Source organism: Leucobacter chromiireducens subsp. solipictus (assembly GCF_016758195.1).
Classification (GTDB): domain Bacteria; phylum Actinomycetota; class Actinomycetes; order Actinomycetales; family Microbacteriaceae; genus Leucobacter; species Leucobacter solipictus.
On sequence record NZ_QYAC01000004.1, the window covers coordinates 355,364 to 373,826 of the forward strand.

At 62.0% G+C, this 18,463-nt stretch carries 22 protein-coding genes; 17 read left to right on the forward strand and 5 right to left on the reverse strand.

From position 1 onward, the window contains the following. Nucleotides 1-37 precede the first annotated feature (37 nt). From D3230_RS09550 to D3230_RS09595, 10 genes are all read left to right on the forward strand, one after another. Complete coding sequence (locus D3230_RS09550) at nt 38-1,135, forward strand: hypothetical protein (protein ID WP_202344793.1); 1,098 nt, start codon at nt 38-40, stop codon at nt 1,133-1,135. A 50-nt stretch (nt 1,136-1,185) separates the two neighbouring features. After that, on the forward strand, nt 1,186-2,160 hold the full coding sequence (locus tag D3230_RS09555; protein WP_202344794.1) for a hypothetical protein: 975 nt from the start codon (nt 1,186-1,188) through the stop codon (nt 2,158-2,160). Nucleotides 2,161-2,403: 243 nt separating this feature from the next. Next, entirely contained in the window at nt 2,404-3,057 is a 654-nt protein-coding gene (locus D3230_RS09560) for a hypothetical protein (protein WP_202344795.1), read from the forward strand. 27 nt (nt 3,058-3,084) lie between these two features. Then, nucleotides 3,085-3,630, forward strand: coding sequence for a hypothetical protein (locus tag D3230_RS09565; RefSeq protein WP_202344796.1), 546 nt, complete (start codon nt 3,085-3,087; stop codon nt 3,628-3,630). 175 nt (nt 3,631-3,805) lie between these two features. Next, nucleotides 3,806-4,246, forward strand: a complete 441-nt coding sequence (locus D3230_RS09570) for a hypothetical protein (protein ID WP_202344797.1) — start codon at nt 3,806-3,808, stop codon at nt 4,244-4,246. A 248-nt stretch (nt 4,247-4,494) separates the two neighbouring features. Next, entirely contained in the window at nt 4,495-5,874 is a 1,380-nt protein-coding gene (locus D3230_RS09575) for an NAD(P)-binding domain-containing protein (protein ID WP_272929022.1), read from the forward strand. Nucleotides 5,875-6,459: 585 nt separating this feature from the next. Then, nucleotides 6,460-6,870 (forward strand): hypothetical protein, encoded by a 411-nt coding sequence (locus D3230_RS09580; protein ID WP_202344798.1) that lies wholly within the window; start codon nt 6,460-6,462, stop codon nt 6,868-6,870. A 219-nt stretch (nt 6,871-7,089) separates the two neighbouring features. Next, on the forward strand, nt 7,090-7,425 hold the full coding sequence (locus D3230_RS09585; RefSeq protein WP_202344799.1) for a hypothetical protein: 336 nt from the start codon (nt 7,090-7,092) through the stop codon (nt 7,423-7,425). Nucleotides 7,426-7,481: 56 nt separating this feature from the next. Next, entirely contained in the window at nt 7,482-8,012 is a 531-nt protein-coding gene (locus D3230_RS09590) for a hypothetical protein (protein ID WP_202344800.1), read from the forward strand. 115 nt (nt 8,013-8,127) lie between these two features. Next, entirely contained in the window at nt 8,128-8,646 is a 519-nt protein-coding gene (locus D3230_RS09595; RefSeq protein ID WP_202344801.1) for a DUF6998 domain-containing protein, read from the forward strand. Here D3230_RS09595 and D3230_RS09600 read toward each other — a convergent pair. Beyond that, the gene (locus D3230_RS09600) at nt 8,617-10,065 is read right to left on the reverse strand and encodes an N-6 DNA methylase (RefSeq protein ID WP_202344802.1); all 1,449 of its coding nucleotides are present in this window, start codon (nt 10,063-10,065) and stop codon (nt 8,617-8,619) included. The genes D3230_RS09595 and D3230_RS09600 overlap by 30 nt on opposite strands. A 155-nt stretch (nt 10,066-10,220) precedes the next feature. On the opposite strand from D3230_RS09600, the gene D3230_RS09605 reads away from it, so the two are divergent. After that, a complete protein-coding gene (locus tag D3230_RS09605; RefSeq protein WP_202344803.1) occupies nt 10,221-10,406 on the forward strand; it encodes a hypothetical protein in 186 nt (61 codons plus the stop codon). Nucleotides 10,407-10,412: 6 nt separating this feature from the next. On the opposite strand, the gene D3230_RS09610 is transcribed toward D3230_RS09605, so the two are convergent. Continuing rightward, on the reverse strand, nt 10,413-12,845 hold the full coding sequence (locus tag D3230_RS09610; RefSeq protein ID WP_202344804.1) for a DEAD/DEAH box helicase: 2,433 nt from the start codon (nt 12,843-12,845) through the stop codon (nt 10,413-10,415). After that, a complete protein-coding gene (locus D3230_RS09615; RefSeq protein WP_202344805.1) occupies nt 12,842-14,710 on the reverse strand; it encodes a site-specific DNA-methyltransferase in 1,869 nt (622 codons plus the stop codon). The genes D3230_RS09610 and D3230_RS09615 overlap by 4 nt, the downstream gene beginning before the upstream one ends. 53 nt (nt 14,711-14,763) lie before the next feature. Here D3230_RS09615 and D3230_RS09620 point away from each other — a divergent pair, with 53 nt between their 5' ends. From D3230_RS09620 to D3230_RS09640, 5 genes are all read left to right on the forward strand, one after another. Continuing rightward, nucleotides 14,764-15,342: a hypothetical protein gene (locus D3230_RS09620; protein WP_202344806.1), complete on the forward strand. Its 579-nt coding sequence runs from the start codon at nt 14,764-14,766 to the stop codon at nt 15,340-15,342. A 39-nt stretch (nt 15,343-15,381) separates the two neighbouring features. Next, complete coding sequence (locus D3230_RS09625) at nt 15,382-16,212, forward strand: DUF5677 domain-containing protein (protein ID WP_202344807.1); 831 nt, start codon at nt 15,382-15,384, stop codon at nt 16,210-16,212. A gap of 65 nt (nt 16,213-16,277) precedes the next feature. Then, complete coding sequence (locus tag D3230_RS09630) at nt 16,278-16,598, forward strand: hypothetical protein (RefSeq protein ID WP_202344808.1); 321 nt, start codon at nt 16,278-16,280, stop codon at nt 16,596-16,598. Nucleotides 16,599-16,659: 61 nt separating this feature from the next. After that, nucleotides 16,660-17,064 carry a hypothetical protein gene (locus D3230_RS09635; protein WP_202344809.1) on the forward strand — a complete coding sequence of 135 codons (405 nt, stop codon included), beginning with the start codon at nt 16,660-16,662 and terminating at the stop codon, nt 17,062-17,064. A 145-nt stretch (nt 17,065-17,209) separates the two neighbouring features. Further along, the gene (locus tag D3230_RS09640) at nt 17,210-17,779 is read left to right on the forward strand and encodes a recombinase family protein (protein WP_202344810.1); all 570 of its coding nucleotides are present in this window, start codon (nt 17,210-17,212) and stop codon (nt 17,777-17,779) included. Here the strand turns inward: D3230_RS09640 and D3230_RS09645 are convergent. After that, nucleotides 17,743-17,961 carry a hypothetical protein gene (locus D3230_RS09645; RefSeq protein WP_202344811.1) on the reverse strand — a complete coding sequence of 73 codons (219 nt, stop codon included), beginning with the start codon at nt 17,959-17,961 and terminating at the stop codon, nt 17,743-17,745. The two genes, D3230_RS09640 and D3230_RS09645, sit on opposite strands and share 37 nt — an antisense overlap. Before the next feature lie 41 nt (nt 17,962-18,002). Between D3230_RS09645 and D3230_RS09650 the strand changes: the two genes are divergently transcribed. After that, on the forward strand, nt 18,003-18,233 hold the full coding sequence (locus D3230_RS09650; RefSeq protein ID WP_202344812.1) for a hypothetical protein: 231 nt from the start codon (nt 18,003-18,005) through the stop codon (nt 18,231-18,233). Here D3230_RS09650 and D3230_RS09655 read toward each other — a convergent pair. After that, entirely contained in the window at nt 18,220-18,432 is a 213-nt protein-coding gene (locus D3230_RS09655; protein ID WP_202344813.1) for a hypothetical protein, read from the reverse strand. The genes D3230_RS09650 and D3230_RS09655 overlap by 14 nt on opposite strands. Nucleotides 18,433-18,463: the final 31 nt, after the last annotated feature.

The following is an 18,463-nucleotide window of genomic DNA, read 5'->3' on the forward strand; positions in this document are numbered from 1 at the left end:
AAGAAGCACCGCCTCCGATACGACACCAGGAGTCACCATGAGCATCATCACCCTCTCCGAGATTCGCCAGTCTCTTCGTTACTACGCCGGCCACCGCGTCACCCGCGGCATCGCTTACGCCGCCTCCGCCTCGCTGATCGCGACCGCCGCCATCGGCATCCCGCAGTTCGTCGACGCTCACGCCACGCAGACCGAGCGCGTCGCCACCGCCCACCGCCTGATCGACGGCCAGCTCGATGCCACCGCGACCATCCGGTCGGAGCTGGTAGACCAGATCACAGCAGCGGAGAAGGTGGCTGCGCAGGCAGGCAAGGAGGGTGCGCTCCCTGAGAAGTACAGCCTCGCCGATCTCCGCGACGCCATCGCCGGCGCTGAAGCCCAGCTCGAAGCACTCGACGCGCAGGCCACAGTGACGAAGAAGGCCGACGCTATGGAAGACAGTGACAGCTGGCTCCCCCACGTAATCGGCGCACAGGCCGATAACCTCGGCGAGGCTTTCAATGATCTTCGCGTAGAGACTGTCACCGCGGGCAAGATCAGCCTCGACGTGATCACCGGCACCGTGCGTGCGGAGATTGACGAGAAGGCCGCTGCCGACAAGAAAGCCGCAGACGAGAAGGCCGCAGAAGCCGCCGCCGCACTGGCAGCCGAGGAAGCGGCCGCAGCCGAAGGCGCAGCCCAGTCCGCATACGCCCCGAGCGCCGAACCCCAACAGCAGACGCCGAACCCCGGGCAGGCTACCGGTGGTAGCTGCCGCGCCCAGGCCGAGGCACTGGTCGCGGCACTCTCCGGGGCACCCGTTATCTGGGTAGACCTATACGGGGCACGCGGCATGACCGGCGGCGGACAGGTGACGCTCGGCGACGCAGCGGCCGGAGTAGCTCTGTCGAGCGGCACAGACGATGCCTTCTGGTGCACCGGACATGGCCAGTATGTCGCCGCTCACGAGGCAGCCCACGCCGTGCACAACGCACACCTCTACCGGCTCATGGACGCCGGGTACCGGTTCGACTGGCAGCTCGCCCGCGCCGAGCAGGCCGGCGACTGCATCGCACACCAGTGGGGCTACACGGCCGGCGCGACCTACGGCTGCGACGCCGGCGGTCAGGAGCTGGCTCGCTTGATCCTCGGCTAGCGCTGACCCGAATCCATCCACCGCCGCGCATTCACACACAGGAGGTATTCATGAAAACCAGGACGCTCGTCGCTACCGCCGTTACCGGTGCGCTCATCGCCGGGGCGGTGGCGACGAGCGTGATCATCCACCAGCACAACCAAGGCGTCGCGGCGTTCGACGAGGCCAGCGACAATCTCGCCGCGAGGATCAAAATCATCACCACCGCGCGCGACACCGCTACTGCAGACCTTGCGGAGGCACAGAATCTCCTCGACCGCGCCAGGCAGCCCGGCGCGCTCGCCCGCACCTATGTGCTTACCGACCTCGACGCTGCGGTCAGCCTTGCCACAGAGCGCATGTCTGTATATGACGAACTACTCGCAGGGCCACAGAAGACGCTGGCCGAAGCTGACTCGGAGCGCGACAGTCTCTTCTGGCGTTCAGACCTCGACGAGGCCACCGCGGCCATGCGCTCACAGGTTAACCTAGGCAGCGCCGCCGGGGTGCCGGGGCTAGATCTAGAGGAGGTCGCCGCGGCGACAGAGGAGCTAGAGCGAACCAGCGAAATCGTCGCTGCCGAGAAGCGGATCGCCGACACCCCCGCAGCGCAGGACAGCTCCGGCTCATACCGGCCCGCCGTCGAAAAGCTCATAGCTGACGCCGGTTTTCACGTCCGCCACACCACCACCGAATCCGCAGCTTGCGGCGATCGACCGATACGCGGAGCAGCGGCCGCTTTCGTCTGCCCGGGCTCAGACGACGTTTGGATCGTCACCGGAACTATCCCCGACGACGACCCTTACCTCGACGCGGCGGTGCGCCATGAACTCGCCCACCAGATGATTTTCCGTCGATGCGGAACTCCGGACCCCGCCGAAGCCGGCAGCCAGCATGAGGCTGTCACCAGCTCATACGCCGTCCTCTACTTGGGAGCCGACCGGGCTGAGCTGGCTCGCCCCGGCGAGGTGGATCCCGCCTACAACATGACCTCCGAATCCGACGCCGCCGCCCGCACCATCCACGACCAGGGCTGCGCCGCCTAACGAGAGGACTCACTATGTGCCAATCCAAGAAGCATGGCGGTCGCCGCTGCACGCCGCACACTGCGCAGGCAGTCACCGCTGCTACCGACGCGATCTACGCCGCCATCGCTAGAGACACCGGCAGCCTCAATCAGCGCGGCGCGGCACTCGATGCAGCGCTCGTTCGAGGGCGACTCGCCCGCCGCGCGATGGCTGACCGTGAGGCTGAGATCGCCGGCGAGCTGGGTAGCCTCGCAGATGCTAATGCGCCACCGCCAGCTGCTCCGTGAATCACAGGAGCCGTACGAGGAGTCCGTGCGCGAGGCTGAGGCTCGGTACGCGCTACTCATGGCAGAAGCGCCAAGCGGAAAGCAATACGACCTGCTGCGGGATTTCTCGACTGGCATCACCGCACGCGAGGCACTCGCGCAGCGGCTGCTTGAGGAGCACCCGGAGTGGTCGAGGCCGGGCGCGAAGCCCACCCCGGAGGTTCGCGCAGCGCAGGAGGCGGAGCGGATCGCTCACGAGCGGGCGATGGCAATTGCGCCGCTCGTAAATCCTGCGAACCTGGAGGCGCTCTCCGCCGCTCTTGCCGGTGCCGGGATGTCGCCCGCTGAGACCGCACCGCATGACCGCGGGATGTGGCTCCACCGGCAGACCATCGCGGCCGAGGCTGAGATCGCGAAACAGGGTAAGCGCTCGGCACAGATCGGCAGCACGTTCGTCATCCGCCCGCCTCATGGACGAGGCACGGTCACGCTGATCCGCAGGCCGAGCGGTTGGGCGCTATGCGACTACGCCACCGAGTTCGACTCGCGCGCGCCGATCCTCGGCCTTCACTCGGCGCCACGGTTCGAGCGCCTCACGTCGGCAGACGCGACAGCACCCGGATTCTTCGAACAGCTTTTCGCCACCTAGACAAACCACCTACAGAGAGGAGACATCTTGTCTCGATCGTCCCGTCACCTACCTACTGCAGCGGCACTTGCAGCCGGAGTAGCTCTGCTGATTGCCGGATGCTCGTCCGGCGACACTGAGACATCCGGCACTCCGGATAAGCCAACGGCTGAACCTTCAACACCGCCCGCGCATCCCCAGGGAAACTCCGGGCGTACACTCCACACGCTCACAGCAGACGACATCGCCGCTTTCGATGCCGCCGTAAGCGCGAAACTCGAGGAGTGCGGCGGCGCGTTCGACTTCGCCGGCCCGGGCGAATTCGACATCGGCTGCGCTACCGATCCTTCGGCTGCCGATTTCGCTGGCTCTCTGACTGATGCGCCCGTTGTCACCGACGCTGGGGATGGCTCCGACGAATACTTCTCGGTTGCCCCTACCCGTGAAACCGGCACTGAGCTTTACCTCCCAGAGCCGGATGTTGTGGGCTGGAAGGGCGGAATCTTCCTCTTGGGTGCTGGTCAGAGCGGGGAGGCAGCCGGCCTCGTAGATCTGAAATCGGGCGAGCTCATCAACATTGCACTCAACTACTGATCTATTTCTTCCCGTATGAACCCCGCAGCTCCTCTTGAGTTGCGGGGTTCGCTGCTTCAAACAGCGGTACGGCAGGAACGCGTCATAGCGCGTGAGAGCTTTCGGCCACAGCTCCGGTTCATTACCCCAGCTAGGCTTATAGACATGGTGAGTCCGTTCCTTGCTGAGGCAAGTTGTGCCTGCTGATGAACGCATCGAGCGCGCGCTCGGCCTGCTCGCAGGTACTGTCGCAGCGGTTGCCGTGTTCCTCGCGAGCTTCTTCACCCTGTTCGGCAGTGAGGCACCATCGGGCATGTTCCCGGTCTTCGTGACCGTTACCGTGCTCGTCGCATCGATCCCCGGCATCACGGCCGCTGTGCGGCTCGCAAAGGGTGTCAGCGCAACAAAAGGCACGCTTTTGGACGCGCTCAACACGTCCGCAGTTGTCACCCGATCAATCTGGAGCGGGATTGTGATCAACGCCGTTTTCGCGGGCCTCGGCATGGTCGCGTCGATGGGGATGCTCATTGTCTTCCTTTTGCCATATCTTCTCGTAGGTTCAGCGATCGTCGCTGCGGTGGCGGCGCTCATGGGGTGGGGGTCGACGCGAGTAACAGCCCGGAAGCTCGCGGGTTAGCAAGAGAAGGATGGCGAATGGGGTCGCAACGGCATTCACCACCGAGGCCGCGTTTTTGGGCGCCTGATACGGTTGATCTGTTGTTCGTACCGGTGGTTTGAGACTTTTCTCCTACTCAGCGACGACTTTGGCGGCTGGAAACGATGTGCGTATCGTGCCCTGTGTTGCCGATCTGCTTGGTCTGAGATAGGCCCGTTCTGCCCGAAGCGAGCAACAGGCTACGAGATGAACTGAGTGAGGAATATTACTTGAGCGAAAAACAGAGAGTAGCAATTATCGGGGCTGGTCCGAGCGGCATGGCTCAGCTTCGCGCGTTTGAATCTGCGGAGCAGGCTGGTGCTGAGATCCCGGAGATCGTGTGCTTTGAGAAGCAGGCGGACTGGGGCGGCCAGTGGAACTACACCTGGCGCACCGGCCTCGACGAGCACGGCGAACCAGTGCACTCCAGCATGTACCGCAACCTGTGGTCGAACGGACCAAAGGAGGGACTCGAGTTCGCGGATTACTCGTTCGACGAGCATTTCGGCCGACCGATCTCTTCCTATCCCCCGCGCCCGGTGCTGTGGGACTACATTGCCGGCCGTCTTGAGCGTACCGACGTGCGCAAGTACGTGCGCTTTGAAACCGTGGTGCGCATGGTCACGTTCGACGAAGGTACCGCGCTGTTCACAGTGATCAGCGAGCACCTGCCGACGAAGGCCACCACCACTGAAACCTTCGACAAGGTGATCGTGGCGAGCGGGCACTTCTCTTACCCGAACATGCCTGAAGTGTCTGGCATCGAAACGTTCCCGGGCGCGATCATGCATGCACACGATTTCCGCGGCGCTGAGAGCTTGAAGGATCGGAACGTGCTTGTCATCGGTTCCAGCTACTCCGCTGAGGACATCGGCAGCCAGGCCTACAAGATGGGTGCCGCGTCCGTCACCGCGTCCTACCGCACCGCACCGATGGGGTACGAGTGGCCGGAAGGCTTCGAGGAACGTCCAGGCATTGACCATTTCAACGGCAGCACTGTCGTGTTCGCAGACGGTTCATCAAAGGACATCGACGCGGTCATCTTCTGCACGGGCTACCAGCACAAATATCCCTTTCTCCCGGAGAATCTCGCACTCAGCGGCCCGAATACCGTCTACCCGGAAGGGCTGTACCGGGGCGTCGTCTGGCAGGACAACCCGTCACTGTTCTATGTGGGTGCGCAGGACCAGTGGTTCACCTTCAACATGTTCGACGTGCAGGCATGGTACGTGCGCGACCTCATCCTCGGTACCGCCCCGCTCCCCGACGCGACAGAACGTGAAGCCTTGATCAAGTCGTGGCGGGAACGGTTCCTCGCGATCCCCGATGCTGAGGCCGAGATCGCGTTCCAAGGCGACTACGTGCTCGACCTGCTGCACCAGACGGACTACCCCGAATTCGATGTCGCCGAGGTGGTGAAGATCTTCGTCGCCTGGAAGCATGACAAGAAGCAGGACATCATGGGCTACCGCGACCGCTGCTACCGATCCGTCATGACCGGCACGCTGGCGGTACAGCACCACACTCCGTGGATCGAGGAACTCGACGACAGCCTGAAACGCTACCTCTCCGAAGATGTGACACCTACTCCAACAGCCTCATCACGCTGACGGGACAATGAGTTCTCATACCGGCGGGGCCGGCCAGCATATCTGCTGATCGGTCCCGTCCGACGGGCGCTGCCTCAGTGAGCACAGCTATGACAGAGCCCGGCGCGGCGGTACCGTGGTCGGCAGGACTAGGGTCGAGTTGAAGTAGTCGAAAGGTTCGCGACAGGTTGGAGCCTCTGATGCGTTTTCAAGAAGCAAAGGGATTTGCGGTGTTCGCTGGCTCAGGTCTGGCTGCGGTTTGCCTTGGACTCGTTGCCTTCGGCGCGCTCCCGATTGGCATAAACGACCCTTCGAACAGTGCGGAGGTCTCTTCAGCCCAGGAGCAGAACCCCTGGGATCCTCCGGCTGAACCCTGCGCAGATGCATCGGTCAAGACCGCCGCGCAGGAACGCAGAGCGGCCGGGTTCGAAAGTCTCGACAACTCGACCCTGGCCCATCCTGACGAGGTATCGAGCGAGCGAAGGACCTATCAAGAGCAGGCCTGGCGCTCGCTCCAACCCCACGAACGCGAGGTACAGCACTGTCTCGCCGCGCTCGGAGCAGAGGGGTAAGCGACTCGCCCCGGGTGCGGACTATGATGAGGCCATGAGGATCCGTTCAACACTTGTCGCGGTCGCCGCTATCTCACTGTTCGCTATTACAGGCTGCGCTGTCGCCTCCGATTCCCAGCAAGCGGTGGATGTGCAGCCGCGAGACGTGGATGCGGTGTTGCCGATCCTCGAGGAAAGCACAATCAATTTCGATGTCGATTCGGCTCGCCTCGTCTGGGAAGGTGAAGACGCCTCCTTCTATACCGCCACCGACACCGATAATCCCGACTTCACTTGCCTCTTCCCGGTCTCCCCCGAGGGGCGGGACCTCGTTGGCGGTTGCTCCACCGACACGTACTTTGCGGTCAGTATTGGTGAAGAGTTCTATGCTTACGGAACCAAGCCAGACTTCGATGACGAGGACTGGAAAGAAGTCGCCACAGACTTTTGGCTTCGGGACGCCTGATCCGCTCAAGACATGACATTGATTAAGATTCCCGCCGCGCTCACAACATGCGTCCTGGCCGCGGTGGCGCTCTCAGGTTGCGCTCCTGAGCCTGGCGCCTCGGTTTCTAGTGACAGCACTCAGCCCTCCCCTGCACAGACCAGTTCGCCAGCGACACAGAACCGCACAGCAACTGGCATTCTCACCTCTGTTGACAGGCAAACGACGGGACGGGTTGAGGTGCAGATCGAAGAAGTCACCGATGACTCCGGGATCACGACTCCGCTTGCGACGGTGGAGTTCTTTGATCTTGTCACACCATACGACCATTTGACGCCCGGCGGTGCCCTCGCTCCCCGAGGCGACGACCCGTGCTTTGACACCGGGATCCGGTCAGCCGGTGGAACAATCACTCCCGACGGGGACGGCTTCGCGACCGCCACCATGCCTGCAGCGGACAGCGATTACTCCCTTCACGAGATCGTGCTGCATCTCGACTGGACCCAAATCGATGCCGAGACTGAGGCGTGCATGCAGCCGGTCGTGGCCCGCGCTCCGCTAACCTGGGCTGAGTAGTCAGCCAGGAACAACTGACCGGTTTCCGCCGCAGGCGCGATTGGTACAGTACCGAGATGGGTGAGCAATTAGATTTCGTCGAGACGACGGTTGAGCGCCGGCCTCTCAACCGGTCGAGGGTGCTGGTCACCGTTGCTCTTTCTGTCGCCGCGATCCTCGCTCTAGTCGGGGCAGGGAGCCTAGCCTGGAACTTCTTGGTGTATCACCCGACTGAACGCGGCTCATGCCTCATCTCCAACCCTCAAGAGTGCAAGAGCCTCACCGTTGAGACGATCGAAGACATGGGCCACGTGTCGCTGCCCCAGGATGCGCGAGTGCTTAGATCGGGTTCGAGTAAGACGCTGAAGTCGGCGACCTCGTACGCCGTCGTCGAGCTTCCCGGTGACTCGGAGCTGATCTTGAATAGCAACTATCGAGAGACCAAATCGGATGGCACCGCTCCTGCGTACGTTCGCGATGCGGGCCTTGTCTCCGTAGATACTGCTGCCGCGTTCACGGAGAGTTCGAATGTCATCCGCAAGGTGTTTGTCGGCAGCGGCGAGGGCGGGGAACGACTGGCCTACATCGAGGAATGGCGAGACTTCTGATTCTGCATGGCACCACACTCACCGAGGCGCAGTCGAGGTGTCGCGCCTCTCCGCGGGAAAATTGGCAGTCCTCTGCCCGAGCAAGTCTGGCACGCTGATCACCGAAGGAGACCTGATGGCTGATCTGCCTGACGTTACCCGTCTTCCGGTGAAGCAGTTGCTGCGCCTGGAGGCCAGCATCGTGACCGAACTGCGACGCCGCGACCTCGTGCGCACCAACAATAAGCCCCTCGGAGACATCGCTGAGCACGTCGTCTGGTTGGCACGCGGCGGAGTGCTCGAGCCCAACTCTACGAAGTCGCATGACATCACAACTGGGGCAGGTCAGCGCATCCAGGTCAAGGCAATGGCCAACCGGGCAGCCGGAGCCGGGGCGCGGTTCAGCCCGTTCCGTAGCGCGGACTACCACACGGCCGTGTTCCTAGTTTTCGACGCGGAGTTCGAGATAGTAGAGGCCTACGAGGTCGTGGCTGACCACATCGAGCAGCACGTCAGGTTCGTGCCTCACGTTGCTGGACGGCAGCCAAGCCTGACGCAAGTCCGATCCCTGGGGACGGACGTAACCGCCGAGATGCAGGCAGCCTATGCGCGTATCGATGGAGCATCACCCCAGCTGAACTCCCCCGCGCTGTGAGGTTGGCTTCACAGCTCTCTCTACTGCTTCTACGCCCGTAATCGGCACCCCGCCGACAATAGCCGCCGTCACGTGCGGCAGCGTCGATCCCGTGCTCCGCCCGGCCAACCATCCCTGCACCTGCGGCGAGCGCAGCGTCTCAAGCAGCGTTGCCGCATCAACACCATCCCTAGGCCGAACCCGGATCACCGATGTCCCGTAGACAGCGCCGGCGTGCTCTTCACCGACGAAAGCCACCCGGTTCAGCCTCCCCCGCCGAGCGATCAGCACATCCCCTGGTACGACCCGATACTTCGCCAGCCGTTCCGCATCTTCAGCAGATACCCGGCGCATCTCTCCTATAACCAGGCCGTCAAGGTTGCGTGCCTCCACGACGGCCACGCCTTCCTCTCCCTCCGGTAGCCAGTGCCGCGACCCCAGAATCTCGCCGCTCGGCGACGGCTGCACGTCCGCTACGTCGCGCAGCACCTGCTCCGCCGGTGTGTCACCCGAGTACGTTGCCGGATTCAGCTGCCATCCGCGTCCGCCGATCTCCTCAGCGCTCACAAGCACACCAGCGGGTAGCACTCCGCCTTCCCAGTTGCGCGCGTCGACCATCAGCACGCCGTCCGCCGGAGCGCCGCGTTCGATCACCCAGATCACGCAAGGCGTAGCGGTGCCCCTGAATTGGTCTCGCGGGAGAGCAAGGACTGCCCGGAGCAAGCCAGTAGAAACCAGGTTCGCGCGATATTCCGTCCAACAACCCTGCTGATCGGTGCATACGCTGGCCGGCAGCAGAAGCACTGCGCGGCCGTCGGCGGCGAGCGCAGAGATGCAGTGCTCGACCCACGCTCGGTTCGTCGCCCGCTTCCACGGCGGGTTCGCCAGCACCAGGTCCACTGCGAGCGCATGGTGCTGTGGCTCAGAGAGAGTGTCACCCGGGCGACCGAGGTTGATCTCTACGCCTGCCAGTTCGGCACTGATGAGAGCGGCTGCATGACTAATCGGGTCGATCTCCTGCCCAACCAGGGTGGTGGCACCAGGGTGACGCGCGGCGGCCGCGAGCAGCAGACCACCGGTTCCAGCCGCACGGTCGTACACGGTTCCTGTGACCTCACCCGCAAGGTCGAGCATGAGCCAGACGAGCGCGGGCGGCGTGTGATGGGTAGTCCTGTGCGCGCGCCGGCCTTCGAGAGCTTCGATCGCCCAGGCCAGCGGGTCGTCGTGGCCGGAGGGCAGGTGCCGATCGAACAGGGCGTCGAGTTCTGAACGGCAGGCTGCGGAGAGCTGCTCTGGGTGCAGCCCTGCCACCGCGGCTGGCCCCGGCACACCGAGGTCTCGGACGAGCCGCTCAGCCAACGCGCCGACAATCTGCGCGCGGGGTGCGCGGTGTCGCTCGGCGAGCAGGTAGAGCTTTCGCGCGGGAGACGGGGCAGGCATCTGGCCAGCGTATCGAGGGACCGCGCATTGGGTACGGCATGACACGAAAACGATGCACCCCTCGCTTCACCCCGGTAGACAGCTCCGCCCCGCCGGAACGGCACACCGTACCGCGTGGACGACTTACGCTCGTCGCTGACGGTGGTGCTGCCGTAGTGCCTGACTATGACGACTGGCCACCGGATTACGAGCGCTTGGGGTTCGACCCTGACGAGATCGTACCGCGACCGGAGCGCGCGCAGATCGTGCGCGAGGTCGTTGGCGACGACGACGCAGCGTTCTTCGAGGCTATGCGCGGCTGGCAGGCAGACGGATGGCGGCGAGGTGATGCGCCATTCTGACTGGGGTCAGCTCCCGGTGAGCGAGGCCCAGTCCTGCGCAGCAGCAATCTGTGCTTCAGAAAGCAGCTTGTATCGCCAGGTGCCGAACATGTGTGCCTCGTTTACCCGCTGAATCCACAACTCTGCATCAGCAGCCTTCTCTTGTACGTCAGCGGAGTCCTGAGCATCACGGTTGCTCTTCGCTTCCAATACCCAGTACACGTCATCAGAATCAACGACGACGAAATCGGGGTAGTAGTTGCCGCCCTTTGATTTCGGGATCTTCGCTGCGCCGTGCACGTAGATGCGCTGCCACCGGCGAACTTCGTCGAAGTCATCGAGCTTCTGAGCAAGCGAGTACTCGCCGGACTCGGAATCGAATTGGGCGTATCGCTCGATGGACTTATCCCACAGGCCAATCCACGCTCCGGCTGTGAACCCGGCCCACCTATCTAACGGGTTCGCAGGCAGGGGCTTCGGTGCCGGGATCTCAGTCGGTGCCCACCGGTATGTGGTGACCGTGTCCAAGCCCCGTCGCGCAGCCTGCAGAATCTGCAGCAATGCTGCCTGCGCCCGGGAAGCATGATCGACTGACCACGACCAGTCGCTCTCATCGTCTACATCAGCACCACGCAGGAACGCGTCGACAAGGTCGAGTGCCCAGCCCTGCTCAGACACATCCGGCTCGACAAGCCCCGAGCTCAGGATGCGACGCAGCAAACTCTGCCTAATCTCCTTCGCGCTCCATGTGACGCGCGTAGCTTCATCACTCTCAACCGCTTGCTCACTGACAATGATCTCGCCGGTGGTGTCACGCTGCACGGCGAGCGCACGCCGCTTGAGGACAATCTTTGGGTCGTGCTTGAATAGCCGTCCTTGCTCTTCCGCGAGCAACGGCTTTACCACCGAGAGAGTAAACTTCGCCGCCTCGATCTGCGGGACCATCGTCGGGAACGTGATCTTCGGCAGGCTCTCATTCAGCGGCATCGACTGTCCCAGCATCTGTGCGCTGCGCTCGATGGCTGCTTGTTGCTCCCCCATCTCCTGCGCGAGCAACAGCTCCGCGGGTCCCACACCGTCGAGCGCGGTATCGGCCGTTGTGCCGGGCGGCGGCGTAACCGCCCAGCTAAACCCTTCCGTACTACCGCCGCCCACAGTGCTGATGATGTCCAGTTCCACGGGAATACTGGATTCAGCGCCCGGCTGTGTTGGCTGCCCGGCGAGCTTCTGAAGCAGCACGTCACGGTTTCTCAGCAGCGTCTCATATGACTCATGAGCAACAATGTCCACCATATCGATCGCCGGCACACCGACCCGGCGTCCGAACGGCAGACGCAGCCCACGGCCGAGAATCTGCTCGGTGAGCGCTTCGGATGCGAGTGCCCGGTGCGCCATAATCACCGCGATGTTCTTAACGTCCCAACCTTCTTTGAGTTTGTCCACGGAAACGATGGCGCGCACTGGTGATTCAGGCCGCTCAACGTCAGCGAGCATGCGCAATGCTTCGTCGCTTGACTCAGAGGTAATGAGTAGCACCTCGCCGTCACCGGGCAGCATGTCGTCGCGGCGCAATGTAGTGGCAACAGAATTCGCGTCAGCGATCGACTGACAGACGATGAAAAGCACTGGGTGCACCTCGGGCACACCAGCTGCTTCGGCGTACTGATGCCATAGCGGCTCACGGTTCGCTCGGAGTAGACAGGCATCTGCCAGCTGCGTCTCCAGATCGCGCCGGCCGTCGCTGCGGTAGACCACGGCGGGCACCTTCACGTAGTGGTCAGCGATAGCCTCGGCGAGCGAATACGAGAAGACCACCTTCCCCGCGTCCACGTCTTTCTTATCTGGCGTCGCTGTCAGCCCGACGACGGTGCGAGCGCCAAGATCGCTAATGGCGGCGTTGAACTTCTTCGCTGACTCACGCACGACGTGGTGCTCATCTACGATGACCACGAGGTCATCCGCAGATTGCAGGTGCTCGTACAGTGCACCACCAATTGCTTCGTTCTCTAAGTACGTGCGCCGGTTCGCTTTCACGGTCGGCTTAATCAGCGTCTGCACGTTGAACACAAACAGCTTCAGCCTGTTGGGGTCGTGGAGCGCATCGCCGACCTCACCTCGGTTGAAGTTGTCCGCAGTCACAAGTAGCGGGCGCGCGACAGCGCCACTCACGTACTTAGAATCACCTGGCGTAAAGTTCCGAAGCGTCTTCTCAAGGACCGTCTTACCCGGCGTGACCAGTAGAACGTTTCGTACCCCGGACTGCGCAAGGTAGTCGATAAGGGCTGCCGCCAGGTAAGTCTTGCCCACCCCGGTCGCCAGGTCGGCGATAACCTCGCGGCCGTCGCCATGCGACACCTGCTTCGCGAGCTCATGCAGTGCCAGCATGTTCGGGGTGCGCAGATCCATCTGCTTCCCAACGGCTTCGGCAAGGTCTTCCTGGTACGGCAGCCAGTCGCTCATCGAATTACGCCGCCCTTCGGGAACAAATCGTTCGGGATGCTGATGATGCGTGAACCCTTGCTTTCGGACCGAAGCGCAGCCCTGGCGTCGTCAGCAACGGTCGTCGCAGCAATCACCACGGTCTCTTGCTCGTCAATCTGCGAGAGAACTCCGGCGACCGCTTTCGCGTCAACGGTGCCATCAATCACCGCAAGCCGAGACTTCCCGAGTGCACCGACAATCGGCCCTTCGAGCGAGTCCGCAAGTCGGTAGCCGAGCTGTGCAGCGACAGAGCGCGCGAGCTGCTCGTAGCTGGTGCCAGGCGCGACCGACATGATGGTCATCCCCGCCAGCTCGCTCACTTGGAAAGATGCCGGGTCAACGACGAGTTCACGGAAGCCACCACCACCGGCCCAACGGGGCGCACCGGCTTTGCTTATCTTTGTCAGCGCCTTCAGAGAACGAAGAGTGTCTGCATCGAGTTCGTCTTCCACTTCGAGCTCTGAAGCCGCTGAAATAACCCGTTTCAGGAGATTCTGGAACTGCTTTGCGTCCTCCGCTGAGATATCGAACTCCTCGAGCCCTCGCTCAGTCATTGGTGTCGCAGGCCCCGAAATTCCAGTGGTATCCGAGCCATCAATTACCTTTAGCAAGCGAGGTCGTATGAACTTCTCAACTGTTTCAGTTTCGATTTCAGTCGTCACCCACCGACGTCCCATCTTGTGCGCTACCGCGGCCGTAGTTGCTGAGCCGCCGAAGCAATCAAGGATGAGATCCCCCGGATTTGAACCGATTTCCAGCACCCGTTCGATGAGACGTTCAGGCTTGGGTGTCGAGAAAGCCTCATCGTCTGCGAACACTGTGAGGTGCTGCTTCTTGGCTTCATCATTCGTGCCTGTCTCAACAGCCGGCCAGAGCGTGAAGGGAACCAAACCGTCTACCTCATCCGGGTAGCGCTTTACACGAGGACGACCGTTTCCATTACTTGGCCAATAAATCCGTCCGGCGGCAACAGCTTCCTCGAATCGTTCCTCAACCATCCCCCAGCAACGTCCTTTGGGCGGGAGATGACGCGCACCAGTGGGAGTGACTATCTCGTACATTTGATTCGCTCGGAATCCCTGCGCGGTCATGGGGATCGAGCGCCACGGCCCCTTTGGATCGTTATCGGGGTTAGAGAATCCGCCTCTGTCAGCAAGGCGGTTTCTTGTATCGCGCCACGCTTTGCCGTTCATCGCGTACACAAGAATGAAGTCAATGCTTGAACTAAATGTGGCACGATTCTCGCGAGTAGTTCGCTTTTGCCATACTACGGTCGTCACATAGTTCGTCCGGCCGAAGATTTCATCCATCAGAACTTTCGCGTAATGGACTTCTGAGTCATCAAGGTGTACCCAGATGGAGCCTTCCGGCAGCAGGAGTTCCTTAATCTGCACGAAGCGCTCACGCATCAACCCGAGCCAGACTGAATGCTCAACCCCATCCGCGTAATGGTCGAAAGCTTGCCCAGTGTTGAATGGCGGGTCGATATAGACCATTTTCACCTTGCCGCGATACTTGTCGGCAAGCTCAGGAGTACGGTTCATCGCTATGAGCGCATGGACGCTGTCGCCTTGGATCAGCAAATTATCCCCACCGTCACCGTTCACGTCACCGTGGGTTGCAACCTCATTAAGCGTACGCACCTCCGCGGCGCGCGGATCGCTCGGGTCGACCCAGAGGTATCCACCTTGCCCGTCGCCAATGAGGGCTTGGTCTTTGTTGCGCCACGAAAGTGTAAGTCGGCCGGTCATGGTGCCTTTCGGTCGGGGCGGTGTTGCTTCATACATCGTATCTGTGGCCTCAGCCGGTTCGTGCTTTCTCTCCTTCTTATGCTGTGTCGTCATCGCGCCGTAATGCGCAGCCGCGCGTGTCACCGGTAGTTACTACAGTGCGAGATGTGAGCTTCCAAGATCCCGCTGATGAGCAACCCGCCGCCCAGGACGGAAAGAGTGTCCTGCATCAGCTCTGGTTCCACACGTCAACGCAGCCTGATTGGCCGAGCAATAACTGGGATCCGACAGCCGGCTGGAACTCTGAGAGCTTCGAGCGGATGGAGAAGATATGCGGAAGTGGTTCCACTGAACGCTGGCGCGTCAACCAGCTCATAAAGTGTCTGCACGTCGGAACGCTCACCTCTGCGCTCGAAAACATGGAGCGCCGGCGCCGTAAGCAAGCCGATGACGACAGAATGTTCTGGCTGTACCGCGTGAAGCTCTCGCCACTGGTAGCGGTTCGCGCAGATAAAATCAGTGACCCCGGCGGGATGGTCGGCGACGTGTGGCCTGACGACGTGATGCGGCCTGCGGAGTCAGTCGTGAAATACACGAATGATCACGAGGATCGCGGCTCCGTATCGCTCGCCCTCCGCCGAAGTGCGATTGCTGCAGTGCAGCGAGTTCCTCTTTCGGCTGACTACGACGAAGCCGCATTGCTTGCGGCGCTCGATGCGGCGGAGTGGGAAGACCGATCAGTCTGAGGGTCCCAAGTGTCGCCGGTCGCCGGTAGAGTCCGAATCATGAGCACTACTGATGCCGAGTCGCTACGCGCGCTGCTCGACGAGCTTCTGGAGATGTGGGAGGAGCACGGCGACCCGCGTGACCTGGCTCAGCCAAAGGCGCGTCGTGGTCAACCGATCACTTCCATCGATGTCGCTCGGATGGAGTGCGTGCTCGGTCTAAGCCGCCACACCTACGAAACGGCCTACGCAATCCGACTCCTCCTTGACAATGCGCACGTGCTCAGCGCAGTTCCTCTCATCCGCTTAGCTTATGAGTGCGCACTCACATCGGTGTGGCTCGTGCAGAGTGAAGGTACGGAGGCGGTCAAGGCGTTCATGCACGAGTACGCGCGGAGCAATCGCAGCATGCAGCTCAGCCTCCGAAAAGCAATGTCGGCAACGTTCCGTGAGAACGCTGACTCAATTGCAGATTCAGATGTCGCGCCCTACCGTGATGCTCTTGACAATGCCCAGCGCTTCGACCTGATCTGTGAGGATCTCACGCCTGGCGGCGCGGACGCTTATGTGTACTACCGCGCTCTGAGTGCGTTCAGTCATGCGGGTGTTCGCTTGCTTGACCTCTACTTCGAGCCTGATCCAGCCGGGGGCCCGATGCCAGCAGTTCGACCTGCACCTCGTGAGCCGTTCGGCGATAACTACTTGCTATTCATGACGTGCGCTTCGCTGGTCTGGGCTGGCAGGCCGATCACGTACCTCGCCGAAAACAAGGTCTACCGGAGTTTCCTTCGCCGCGTTGGGAACCAGATCGGCGTGACCTCAGAACTCAAGCTGAGCCAGAAGTACTATCAACGCCACGCGACCGCGAAAGCTCGTAACCCGAAACACTGACGCTTATCTACAGACCCGTTTCTCCCGCTTGACAGCCCTCAGTTCGTCCGTGCGATCATCAGCTCATGACCGCCGATGACGCTGATCTTCTAGAGCTGCACCTCGCCGCCTGTGTTGCCCAGCTCGCCTGGTGCCTCGTCCCGCATGAAGAGCCGCCTGCTGATCTTGCACTTCTTGCTCGCGCCATGATCAGCGACGCAGCGAAAGCGTTCTCTGTACCGACAGAGGAACTGCCTTCAGTCGCCCAGTTGCTCTATGAAGCGCGGGCTCAGGCTGTCTGGCGCGGCGAAGTGGACGCCTCGGAACGCGCGGAATGGCAGGGCGAGCGCATCCAGGAAGCGTGGGCGGAGCTGCTGGCATATCGAGAACTGGCGGCGCGGAAGTAGACCGCGCATTGCTCATCCGGCCACGGTGAGAGACGCTGCGGCCGAGATTGGAGCAGCGCTGATGACACGACCCACACCGGAACAGTTGGAAGAGGCACTCACCAGCAACTTCCAACACATCCGCTCCCAACCGCGCACGGTGGTGAGCGTTGGCGCTGGATGGTTCCCGCTGCTTCGTGAACTCGACCGAATACTCACTCAACTTTCATGCACACCGGAGATGTATTCCTACGAGCAGGTCAAGGAAAAGTTTGGTGCCCTCCGCTGCTACGCCTCTATCAGCAGCGATCTACCCGAAGACACCCGCGGTCAGATGCACGCCGCCATCTTGGACGCGGAGAATCGTTCGCTCACGATCTGCGAGGAATGCAGCCACCGCGGAAAACTTCGCAACGAGACGTGGCAACGGACCCTTTGTGATGCATGCTTTCAGGAGAGTAACGCCCGTCACCGGAGCCAGCAGTGAGCCTCATCACCGTCCGCATACCGCCCCGCCACCGGACGTTTCACCGGACTAGCTATACGGACACGTCACCGCGAGTCACCGACTCAACCGCCCGAGCGCTCCCCCATCGTCCGTTTGGCGATCGGCTTACGGACGGCGGTGTCACGTGCTGATCGGCTACGCCCGCGTCAGTACAGCTGACCAAGATCTAACCGCGCAACGTGAAGCGCTCGCGCAGCTCGGAGTTTCGCCGGGTGATGTTTACACCGACCACGGGCTAACCGGTACGAACCGCGAGCGGCCAGGACTCGCGAAGGCTATGGCAGCGGTGCGCGCCGGCGACACTCTCGTGGTTACGAAGCTCGACCGCCTAGCTCGCAGCGTTCGCGACGCATCCGACATCGCCGCCGAACTCGGTGCGCGCGGAGTGGCGTTGTCGCTAGGTGGTGCGAAGCATGATCCCAGCGATCCTATTGGCAAGCTGCTTTTCAGCGTGCTGGCCATGGTCGCGGAGTTCGAGGCTGACTTAATCAGGCAACGCACTCGCGAAGGTATGGCTGTTGCGCGTGCGAAGGGGAAGTTGCGTGGGAAACAGACCAAACTCACACCGGCGCAGGACCGCCACATCGCAGGGCTGCGCACGGGTGGGATGTCCATCACTGAAGTAGCTGACCTCTTCGGGATCGGTCGAGCCTCCGTCTACCGTGCCATCGAGCGGGCGGAGGCGGCAGAATGAATAGGAATGCGCAGAAGCAGCACATCACCGGCGTGCACCGCGCCGCCGCGGTGGTCGAGATCCTTCTGGCTACCGGGGTTACAGATGACGGGGTGTGTACGGGCATGGGAATCAAGCCCGAGGAGCTTGAGTACCTGCGTGAGGTGTGTGAACGTTATCGCCGGCAGGTTGATGCTGCGCATAGGCAGCTCACTGATACTGAGAGACAACAGGAGGACGCGTAGTGGCGAAGAAGATAGTGGTCCGCGACCGCGGCGTGGTCATCGGCTCCGTCACCGAGGGTGGCACCTGGCTTGACGCGCCGGGCCACCGCTCCACCGACATCCTGCTCGCTGGTGGAAGCTACGCCCAGATTGAGCAGTTCTTCTACCAGCGGTCGCAGTACCGCAGTCCTGAGGTCTCCGAGGGGCGCACGTATCAGGACGAGTACTCGTTCCACTTCAGCGACGTGTAGCCCGCCGAGCGCACGACGCGACGCGGATCGCGTGATCTGCGTCCTCCAGCTCCCAATCGGTGCCCAGCTCGGCCACGCCAGCCCGCCAGTCAGCGCCGAGGAGTTCAGGGTCGACCAGGTGCCGGCAACCGGCGCGATGGCCGACGCCATAGCGGTCTGCGTCGACGTCGTCCATCTCGATAGCGAACTGTGTGGCCATGGCGCTCCTCCTTTAGTCACCGCACTGTGCG

What these genes read in the sequence shown, in the direction of transcription:
- D3230_RS09550 (WP_202344793.1), top strand. Translation starts at nt 38, where the DNA reads ATGAGCATCATCACCCTCTCCGAGATTCGCCAGTCTCTTCGTTACTAC.
- D3230_RS09555 (WP_202344794.1), top strand. Translation starts at nt 1,186, where the DNA reads ATGAAAACCAGGACGCTCGTCGCTACCGCCGTTACCGGTGCGCTCATC.
- D3230_RS09560 (WP_202344795.1), top strand. Translation starts at nt 2,404, where the DNA reads ATGCGCCACCGCCAGCTGCTCCGTGAATCACAGGAGCCGTACGAGGAG.
- D3230_RS09580 (WP_202344798.1), top strand. Translation starts at nt 6,460, where the DNA reads ATGAGGATCCGTTCAACACTTGTCGCGGTCGCCGCTATCTCACTGTTC.
- D3230_RS09590 (WP_202344800.1), top strand. Translation starts at nt 7,482, where the DNA reads ATGGGTGAGCAATTAGATTTCGTCGAGACGACGGTTGAGCGCCGGCCT.
- D3230_RS09595 (WP_202344801.1), top strand. Translation starts at nt 8,128, where the DNA reads ATGGCTGATCTGCCTGACGTTACCCGTCTTCCGGTGAAGCAGTTGCTG.
- D3230_RS09600 (WP_202344802.1), bottom strand. Translation starts at nt 10,065, where the DNA reads ATGCCTGCCCCGTCTCCCGCGCGAAAGCTCTACCTGCTCGCCGAGCGA.
- D3230_RS09610 (WP_202344804.1), bottom strand. Translation starts at nt 12,845, where the DNA reads ATGAGCGACTGGCTGCCGTACCAGGAAGACCTTGCCGAAGCCGTTGGG.
- D3230_RS09615 (WP_202344805.1), bottom strand. Translation starts at nt 14,710, where the DNA reads ATGACGACACAGCATAAGAAGGAGAGAAAGCACGAACCGGCTGAGGCC.
- D3230_RS09625 (WP_202344807.1), top strand. Translation starts at nt 15,382, where the DNA reads ATGAGCACTACTGATGCCGAGTCGCTACGCGCGCTGCTCGACGAGCTT.
- D3230_RS09630 (WP_202344808.1), top strand. Translation starts at nt 16,278, where the DNA reads ATGACCGCCGATGACGCTGATCTTCTAGAGCTGCACCTCGCCGCCTGT.
- D3230_RS09635 (WP_202344809.1), top strand. Translation starts at nt 16,660, where the DNA reads ATGACACGACCCACACCGGAACAGTTGGAAGAGGCACTCACCAGCAAC.
- D3230_RS09645 (WP_202344811.1), bottom strand. Translation starts at nt 17,961, where the DNA reads ATGCGCAGCATCAACCTGCCGGCGATAACGTTCACACACCTCACGCAG.
- D3230_RS09655 (WP_202344813.1), bottom strand. Translation starts at nt 18,432, where the DNA reads ATGGCCACACAGTTCGCTATCGAGATGGACGACGTCGACGCAGACCGC.